Origin of the sequence: Bradyrhizobium sp., assembly GCF_016462955.1 — a bacterium.
GTDB lineage: Bacteria > Pseudomonadota > Alphaproteobacteria > Rhizobiales > Xanthobacteraceae > Bradyrhizobium.
On sequence record NZ_JAEMSD010000258.1, the window covers coordinates 1 to 8,460 of the forward strand.

The following is an 8,460-nucleotide window of genomic DNA, read 5'->3' on the forward strand; positions in this document are numbered from 1 at the left end:
GTCGAGGAGTTCAAGGTCCAGGCCGTCGCCAAGGCCGAGCGCGATGCCGCCGCCAGCGAAGTCCAAAACCGGGAGCAGGCCGCCAGCCGCCGCGCCGAGCTGATCCGCTTCGCCGACGATTTCGAAAGCGCGGTCGGCACCATCGTCTCCAACGTCTCGGCCTCGGCCGTGCAGCTGGAATCGGCGGCTTCGACGCTGACCCGCACTGCCGAGACCACCCAGAGCCTGTCGAGCCAGGTCGCCGGCGTCTCAGAGCAGGCCTCCTCCAACATGCAGTCGGTCGCCACCGCGACCGAAGAGCTGTCCGCCTCGGTCGAGGAGATCGGCCGCCAGGTCCGCGATTCCAGCCGCATCGCGGAGGCTGCCGTGATGCAGGCCAAGGAGACCGACGGGCGCATCGGCAAGTTGTCGCATGCGGCCCAGCAGATCGGCGAGGTGGTCAAGCTGATCACGGCGATCGCCGAGCAGACCAATCTTCTGGCGCTCAACGCCACCATCGAGGCCGCGCGGGCCGGCGAAGCCGGCCGCGGCTTTGCGGTGGTCGCGAGCGAAGTCAAGTCGCTGGCGAGCCAGACGGCGAAGGCCACCGACGAGATCTCCTCGCACATCACGGGCATGCAGGGCGCGACCGCCGAATCGGTCGCCGCGATCAAGGAGATCGGCGCGACCATCGGCCAGATCTCGTCGATCTCGACCTCGATCGCGAGCGCGGTGGAGCAGCAGGGCGCCGCCACCCAGGAGATCGCCCGCAGCGTCCAGACGGTGGCGCAGGGGACGCAGACCGCGGCCACCGATATCGGCCAGGTCAACCGCGGCGCCGCCGAGACCGGCTCGGCATCGGAGGAGGTGCTGCACTCGGCCAAAACCCTGTCGAGCGAAAGCACCCGCCTGCGCGCCGAGCTCGACCGCTTCATGGCAAATATCCGCGCGGCGTAGGGCGCGCTCTGTCCAGGACGATAGCGGAGTAGATGCTGACCGGCGCTTTCTCCTCCGTTGCGGGATTGTGTCGTCTTTCTGACGCGAGCCATGCGTCAACTCCCTGCGGCTCCATCGGAAACGAGCGGCCCTGACGGGCGCTCCGATCGGAACCCGGGCACATCGCGCGCGTTGTCGCAGGTGGCAAGCACAATGCCGCACCCCCAATGATCGGATCGACCTCGTCCACGCATGTGAGCCGGGGCCGCTTCCATTGACGCAACAACGCGATGGAATTGCAGCAGAGCCGAGCCCTGAACAAGGCGGCCGTCCCGGCGGAGACCGCGACCGATGGCGTCGTCGAGACCAGCATTCCCTCGCGGCTGGACGCACTGCCGTGGAGCGGATTTCACACGCGTGTCGTGCTCGCGCTGGGCATCACCTGGATTCTCGACGGGCTCGAGGTGACTCTGGCCGGCGCGCTCTCCGGTGCGCTGAAGCAGAGTCCGTCGATGCATTTCTCGAATCTCGATCTCGGCATCGCGAACTCCGCCTATCTCGCGGGCGCCGTGCTCGGTGCGCTCGGCTTCGGCTGGCTGACCGATCGCATCGGCCGCAAGAAGCTGTTCTTCATCACGCTTGCGCTCTATCTCTCGGCAACGGCCGCGACTGCGCTGTCGTGGGATGTCGCGAGCTACGCACTGTTCCGCTTTCTCACCGGCGCCGGCATCGGCGGCGAGTACACCGCGATCAACTCGACCATCCAGGAGCTGGTGCCGGCGCGCTATCGCGGCTGGACCGATCTCGTCATCAACGGCAGCTTCTGGATCGGCGCTGCGATGGGCGCCGTGGCAGCCATCGTGCTGCTTGATCCTGCCGTGATCGATCCCGATTTCGGCTGGCGCCTCGCGTTTCTGATCGGAGCGATTCTCGGCCTCGCCGTGCTATTGATGCGGATGTGGATCCCGGAAAGTCCGCGCTGGCTGATGATCCATGGCCGTCCCGACGAGGCCCATGCCATCGTCGACGCAATCGAGCGCTCGGTGATCGGGCATGACCAGGACACGAGCGACGGCCGCTTCACCAGGATTCGCTTGAAGATGCGTGATCACACCCCGATCAGGGAGGTCGTCCACACGTTGCTCGGGGCCTACCGCCAGCGCGCGCTGGTCGGCCTCGTGCTGATGAGCGCGCAGGCGTTCTTCTACAACGCCATCTTCTTCACTTTCGCGCTGGTGCTGACCGATTTCTACGGCATCAGCGCCAACCATGTCGGCTGGTACCTGTTGCCGTTCGCGGCCGGAAATTTCCTCGGCCCCCTGCTACTCGGCCGCCTGTTCGACACGCTGGGACGCCGCACCATGATCATGTTCACCTATGGCATGTCGGGCCTGTTGCTGGCGGTGTCGGGCTATCTGTTCTCGATCGGCGTGCTGAGCGCGCAGGGGCAGACGATTGCCTGGATGGTGATCTTCTTCTTTGCCTCGCCGGCCGCGAGCGCGGCCTATCTCACCGTCAGCGAGACATTCCCCCTGGAGATTCGCGCGTTGGCGATCGCGGTATTCTACGCGGTCGGCACCGGCATCGGCGGCGTGATCGGACCCGCGCTGTTCGGCGCACTGATCGACTCTGGCTCGCGCAACAGCGTGTTCGCCGGCTACCTGCTGGGAGCTGTCCTGATGATCGCGGCTGCGATCGTGGCATGGCGCTATGCTGTCTCGGCGGAGCGAAAATCGCTCGAAGACGTTGCGCGGCCGCTCGCCTTTATGGAGTAGACTGATGAAATCGGAACTTGCGGAGATGGCTTTGGAACAAAAGCGTACCATGCCGGATGACGAAGCGCCCGATGCTGTGCCGGTGCCGCATGCGCTGGTGCCGCATCTCGACGAGACCGCCATCCTGCTCGACATCGACGGCACGCTGCTCGATCTGATGCCGACGCCGCGCGAGGTGTGGGTGCCGCCGGGCCTGTCGGAAACTCTGAAGCACCTGACCGAGCGCACCGCCGGCGCGTTGGCGCTGGTCAGCGGCCGCTCGCTCAACGACATCGACCTGATCTTCGCACCCGACGTGTTTCGCGCCGTCGGCGGCCATGGTGCGGAGATGCGGCTGTCGGTGGACAATGAAGCGGAGGCGGTGCACGCGCCGCCGCTTGACAAGGAGCTGAAGCGGCGCCTGGCGGCGGTCGCCAAGCTCAGCCCTGGCATCCTGCTCGAGGACAAGGGCTATTCGCTGGCGCTGCATTACCGTCTGGCTCCGCATGCGGAGAAGGCGATCTACGAAGCCGTTTCGCTAATCCGCGCCGATCTTCCCAATGCGCCGATCGAAGTGCTGCCCGGCAAGTTCGTCTGCGAGATCAAGCATTCCGGCTTCACCAAGGCGACCGGGGTGCGCGAGCTGATGATGCACGAGCCGTTCAAGGGGCGTCGGCCGATCTTCATCGGCGACGACGTCACCGACGAGAGCGTGTTTGCGATCATGCCCGACATGAACGGGCTCGCCTTTTCGGTCGGCCGCGGCGCCATGGGCGTCAACGGCCATTTCGATGCGCCGGCGGATGTGCGTGCGTTCCTTGCGCGCCTGCTTGATCCCAGGTGAAAGCAGGGCGGCGCCACTTTGCGGCCATCAATGCCTTCATCGCTGCGCCCCTGCGCGCCGCAATGCGTGCTGGAAATAGGACCGGAAATTGCTTTCTTGCAGCGAATTCCTGCGGGTTCCGCAAGCGAAACCAGTTCCAACGCGCACGCCCGATTTTGGTTTCAATTGGTTGAAATGATGATCAGGAACCATATTGATGAACGGCAGTTAAACGGGGTGGAATGAACAGGAGGGGACGACCTGTGAACTTAGTCGTCGTTTCAAATCGCGTCGCCCGGGGTAAACCGAATGAGCCCATGACGGGCGGCCTCGCGGCGGCCTTGCTTCCGGTGGTGGAACATTCTGGTGCGATCTGGGTGGGTTCCTCGGGCCGCGTGCGTGATGGCCATCAAAAGGAACCGTTCGCAGAGATCGAGGCGCTCGGAACCGGCGCCATCGCAACGCTGGATCTGCCGGCGGCGCATTACGGCGGCTATTACGAAGGCTTTGCCAATTCGGCGCTGTGGCCGGCGCTGCATTCGCGCAGCGATCTGATCCGCGTCTCACGGGACGACTATGTCAGCTATCGCGAGGTCAACGCCTTCATGGCGAGGGCGTTGATGCGCTTTCGCAAGCCACAAACTGCGTTTTGGGTTCAGGATTATCACTTCCTCGCGCTGGGCGCAGAGCTGCGTGACCTTGGTGTCGACGACCCGATCGGCTTCTTTCTGCACACGCCGTGGCCCGTGACTGCGGTGATGCAGGGCGTGCCCAATCATCGCGAGTTGATCACGGCGATGCTGGCCTACGACCTGCTCGGCTTCCAGACCCAGGAGGACTGCCATAACTTCCTCGGCTATGCCGGCGGCGAGCTTGGTCTTTCCGTCGAGGACGGCGTCGTGCTGTCGCAGCACGGCCGCACGCGTTGCGAGGTGTTCCCGATCGGCATCGACCCCGACAAGTTCGCAGCCTATGCCGCGAAATCGGCTTCGCATCCGGACGTGTCGCGGCTGCGGCGTAGCCTCAACGGCGAGCGCCTCGCGATCGGCGTCGACCGCCTGGATTATTCGAAGGGCCTCGTTAACCGCATCAGCGCCTTCGACCGGCTCTGGACCGAGCAGCCGCAGTTCGCCCGTAGCATCTCGCTGCTCCAGATCGCCAACCCCTCGCGGGGCAGTATCGAGGCATATGGCAATCTCCAGAACGATGTCGCGCGACTCGTCAGCGACGTCAACGGCCGCCACGGCGAGGTCGACTGGACGCCGATCCGCTACTTGAATAAAGGCTTCAGTCAGGCCGTGCTTGCGGGCCTTTACCGCACCGCGCAGATCGGCGTGGTGACGCCGCTGCATGACGGCATGAACCTCGTCGCCAAGGAATATGTCGCCGCGCAGAACCCCGCAGATCCCGGCGTGCTGGTGCTGTCGAAATTCGCGGGCGCCGCCAACGAACTGGACGCCGCATTGCTGGTCAATCCGCACGACGTCGACGGTATGGCGCGTGCGATCGCGGTCGCAGCCTCCATGCCGCTCACCGAGCGCAAGATGCGCTGGGACGCGATGATGAAAAAGCTGCGCAGCCACACCATCCAGCACTGGTCGGCCGATTTCGTCGCCGAGCTGGAAAAGTGCCGCACCGAGAAGGCTGCGATCGCCCCGCTCGCCACCCAGCCTCCGCAGGCTCTGCGCTGGTTAAAATCGGCGATATCAGGCGTGCGGTTGATCTAGCTTTTCGACAATCTTCCTCGACTGTTCTTTGCCCTTTCCCTTGTGGGCCAGTAAGGGCAGGAGGAAAGAAGAGCTCAATAGCAATACGACACGCCATCCAGAATCGCACATTGTCGTTTGTTCGGCGCGTTGGGATCGTCCAGCGGCACCACGCCCTTGCCCTGGCCGGCGAACACACCGGGCCCGACATGCACCGAGCTCTTGTTGCCGATGATCACGCTCTGATGCGGCGCCGAGCTCGACCGCGTGCCGTCCGGCCAGAGGATGGCGTTGCCCGAAAGCACCCCGCGCCGTCCGTCGTCGCAGCGGACATCGACGCCCTGCCGCGTGCAGAGCTGGGCTTTGGCAGGCCCTGCGAGCGCGACGCAAAGGCCCGAAATCAGGCCCAGCGCAGTGACGGTCTGGCGGCTGGTCATGCTGTGTTCTCGGCCTCCCCCGGCCTGTACGCCGGTCTCAGGTGAATCGTCGTCCTGAAGCGGCCGCAGGTTCAGCCGGCCGGAGGCTCAGGGGCTAGACGAGCACCGAATATTTTCCTTTTAATACAACAGGTTGCGGAAAATTCATCCGATTTCCCGGCGATCCCTTGCAAAATCATCGGCGCCCCTTCAAGAGAGGGCGCTCCGGAGAGATGGCCGAGTGGCTTAAGGCGCACGCTTGGAAAGCGTGTGTGCGGGAAACCGTACCGTGGGTTCGAATCCCACTCTCTCCGCCACTACATTGTTCTCCTCAATATCCAATTATCCGAAACGACAGCAAAAACAACGACTAGCGCGACGACGAATGTTGCCGCCAATGCCGCGATGTTACTCTGGGTCATCGCGCAAACCGTAGTTTTTGACGTAAGTTCGGAGGACGGATTTCCGCGATGGAGAACATATGGCCGGCAAGCTCAAACCCCTCAATGTCGAGCGCGAATCTCGGCCGGGCAAATATCCCGACGGCGATGGTCTGTACCTCATCGTTGCGAGCGCCTCCTCGAAGAATTGGAGCTACCGATATTGGAAGGACGGCAAGCAGCGCTGGCTCGGGCTAGGGTCCTTCAAGGATGTGTCTCTTAAGGAGGCGCGCCTAGCTCGTGATGCAGCCCGACTTCGGGTGAGAGGAGACCGAAGTAACCCTGGCGTCGACATCGTTCAGGAAAAACGTACGGCGCGCAATGAAGCAAGAGCCGTAGAGGTCAAAGTCACTTTACCCACGTTTGAACAGTGTGCCGAAGCCTACATTCGCGAGCATTGGTCGATCTGGAGTAGGAAGCACCGCAATCAATGGCCTTCGTCGCTTAAGCGGTACGCGTACCGCACGATCGGGAATCTCACAATTCCTGAAATCAAGCCAAGCCACATCTATGAATTGCTGCAGCCAATCTGGGTCGGGAAACGTGAGACGGCCAATCGTGTGCGCGGAAGGATCGAAACGATAATCGCGAAGAACGTGGACGTTGATGACGCCGATTTTCGGAATCCTGCCGAGTTGACCAAGCAATTGCGGGAGAAGCTTCCCAGGCGGCCAAAACGCGTCGTACGGCATCACCCAGCCTTGCCTTATGCCGAGGCGCCGCACTTCATGGCCCGCCTTTCCTTTGCCAGCGGCATGGCCGCTTCGATGCTCCGCTTTCTGATCTTCACGGCATGTCGGACTAACGAAGTCGTAGACGCTCTCCGATCCGAGATTGATCGCTCCTCATCGACGTGGAAGATTCCCGGTGAGCGCATGAAGATGAACCAGGACCATGTCGTGCCGCTTTCCGAGCCTGCACTCCTAATCCTTGACAGGGTGCCAGAATGCCCTCGGCGCGAGTTGATATTTCCAAACCCGGATGGAGGAGCGTTCTCAGAGAATGCCATGCTCGCCGTACTGGATCGCCTGGGCTACGGTCATGTAACCGTGCACGGATTTCGTTCGACATTCACAACCTGGGCCGAGGAGTGCACGGACTATCCTGATGGTGTTCGGGAGGCAGCTCTAGCGCACAAATATAAATCAGAGACCACCGCAGCCTATCAGCGCGGCCAAAAGCTCGAGAAGAGACGCGTTCTCATGAAAGATTGGGCTCAATTCCTTGTCGGATCAAATGTCATTCGCTTCGACCAAACCGGTTCGGTCGATTTCGAATCGACAGGCTTTTCTAGGCCGACTACCGACTCGCAGCGCGTCTAATGCCCTAAGTCGAGTCGAGATTAAGTCGTGAACCGAAAAGAGCGCGAAGTCGTACGACCGAATATCCAAAAAATGCGCACGGCAGCAAACGTGGTTTGCGCTGGGAAATTGGTCTGGCAAGTTCAAAAGCGTTCGAGAAAATAGGATGCTTCGCATGTCTATCGCATTTGATGTCCCGCTCGTAGCCTCGCCAAAACAGACGATGAAGGCGATCCAAGTTTCGCGCAAGAAACTGTACGAGCTCATCAACACCGGTGAACTGGAAAGCTACACCGAAGGCAAATCGCGACGCATCCTAGTCAAATCGATAAATGAGTACATCGAGCGTCGGCTGACTGCGGAAGCGGCTCGGCGCGGCCGCGCGGTGCCCGATGGAGATAATGAATCTGGCCGGTAGACGCCAAGGGCGACCGACGGGTCCGATTGGCAGCCACTGTGATGGCGTAGGGAGGACGATAACGTACGGCCCTAAGCGGAGCTCGCTCCGCTCGCCCAAACCACCCGTCTAACGAACAACGTCGTCCATATTGGAACGGTGGGGCTGTCCAAGGTGACGCCGACGTCGCGTGAGCCGCTAAAATCCTTCGCTTGGTAGAGCGGGCATCGTCAGGATGATGCGCTTAAGTTCGCCGATCTGAAACTGTGTGTCCATGACCTGCTGGTATTGAGCGTACAGCGCCTCATTTCCGAGACTGAGGTGCGGCGCCATTTGGATTGCCGGCGCGGCGCGAAACCAATCGACCACGGATCCCCACGGTAGATGCGAGAGAACGTCTATCAGGTATCCGAGCCCATACGAGGCTATTCCGATAGAACTCAAGAGTTGGATGATCTGCTGGACAACCGCTGCCATGCCGAATCTCCCTGTCAGTGAGGAGAGGAGGGTATCCTGATTCGCCTGGATCACTTCTGTGGATACCGGGGATTGGCGCTGGGAAGGAATCGCACTATATTCGGGGCACGTTCTGACCGCTTGCAAGCCCGTGCGAGCGGAGGGGCGGGAGCCCATTTTTGGAGGGCAAAGTGCCGGGGTGCGGCTACGCCCCTGTTAGACGGCCGGGAGGCTCCCGGTTCACGATCTTCC

8 protein-coding genes and 1 tRNA gene are annotated in these 8,460 nt (G+C 62.0%); 7 read left to right on the plus strand and 2 right to left on the minus strand.

The genetic code is table 11. The features are described 5' to 3' along the window. From JHD07_RS23480 to JHD07_RS23495, 4 genes are all read left to right on the plus strand, one after another. Positions 1-936: methyl-accepting chemotaxis protein (locus JHD07_RS23480; RefSeq protein ID WP_291626347.1), on the plus strand; the 936-nt coding region annotated here is incomplete at its 5' end. A 269-nt stretch (positions 937-1,205) separates the two neighbouring features. Next, complete coding sequence (locus tag JHD07_RS23485; protein ID WP_291626349.1) at positions 1,206-2,690, plus strand: MFS transporter; 1,485 nt, start codon at positions 1,206-1,208, stop codon at positions 2,688-2,690. Between the two features lie 4 nt (positions 2,691-2,694). Continuing rightward, positions 2,695-3,513 carry a trehalose-phosphatase gene (gene otsB, locus JHD07_RS23490; protein WP_291626351.1) on the plus strand — a complete coding sequence of 273 codons (819 nt, stop codon included), beginning with the start codon at positions 2,695-2,697 and terminating at the stop codon, positions 3,511-3,513. A gap of 242 nt (positions 3,514-3,755) precedes the next feature. Next, positions 3,756-5,219 carry a trehalose-6-phosphate synthase gene (locus JHD07_RS23495; protein WP_291626354.1) on the plus strand — a complete coding sequence of 488 codons (1,464 nt, stop codon included), beginning with the start codon at positions 3,756-3,758 and terminating at the stop codon, positions 5,217-5,219. 74 nt (positions 5,220-5,293) lie between these two features. Here the strand turns inward: JHD07_RS23495 and JHD07_RS23500 are convergent, their stop codons facing one another. After that, complete coding sequence (locus JHD07_RS23500) at positions 5,294-5,635, minus strand: hypothetical protein (RefSeq protein ID WP_291626356.1); 342 nt, start codon at positions 5,633-5,635, stop codon at positions 5,294-5,296. A 206-nt stretch (positions 5,636-5,841) separates the two neighbouring features. Here JHD07_RS23500 and JHD07_RS23505 point away from each other — a divergent pair. From JHD07_RS23505 to JHD07_RS23515, 3 genes are all read left to right on the plus strand, one after another. Beyond that, positions 5,842-5,931: transfer RNA gene (locus JHD07_RS23505), tRNA-Ser, on the plus strand. Positions 5,932-6,095: 164 nt separating this feature from the next. Next, positions 6,096-7,376 (plus strand): integrase arm-type DNA-binding domain-containing protein, encoded by a 1,281-nt coding sequence (locus tag JHD07_RS23510; protein ID WP_291626358.1) that lies wholly within the window; start codon positions 6,096-6,098, stop codon positions 7,374-7,376. A gap of 154 nt (positions 7,377-7,530) precedes the next feature. Continuing rightward, positions 7,531-7,773 (plus strand): helix-turn-helix domain-containing protein, encoded by a 243-nt coding sequence (locus JHD07_RS23515; RefSeq protein ID WP_249137839.1) that lies wholly within the window; start codon positions 7,531-7,533, stop codon positions 7,771-7,773. A 177-nt stretch (positions 7,774-7,950) separates the two neighbouring features. Here the strand turns inward: JHD07_RS23515 and JHD07_RS23520 are convergent, their stop codons facing one another. Continuing rightward, complete coding sequence (locus JHD07_RS23520; protein ID WP_212023290.1) at positions 7,951-8,229, minus strand: hypothetical protein; 279 nt, start codon at positions 8,227-8,229, stop codon at positions 7,951-7,953. Positions 8,230-8,460: the final 231 nt, after the last annotated feature.

Bases quoted from the DNA above. Each gene is read 5' to 3' on its own strand.
- JHD07_RS23510 (WP_291626358.1), top strand. From the start codon at position 6,096: ATGGCCGGCAAGCTCAAACCCCTCAATGTCGAGCGCGAATCTCGGCCG.
- otsB (WP_291626351.1), top strand. From the start codon at position 2,695: ATGAAATCGGAACTTGCGGAGATGGCTTTGGAACAAAAGCGTACCATG.
- JHD07_RS23520 (WP_212023290.1), bottom strand. From the start codon at position 8,229: ATGGCAGCGGTTGTCCAGCAGATCATCCAACTCTTGAGTTCTATCGGA.
- JHD07_RS23515 (WP_249137839.1), top strand. From the start codon at position 7,531: ATGTCTATCGCATTTGATGTCCCGCTCGTAGCCTCGCCAAAACAGACG.
- JHD07_RS23485 (WP_291626349.1), top strand. From the start codon at position 1,206: ATGGAATTGCAGCAGAGCCGAGCCCTGAACAAGGCGGCCGTCCCGGCG.
- JHD07_RS23500 (WP_291626356.1), bottom strand. From the start codon at position 5,635: ATGACCAGCCGCCAGACCGTCACTGCGCTGGGCCTGATTTCGGGCCTT.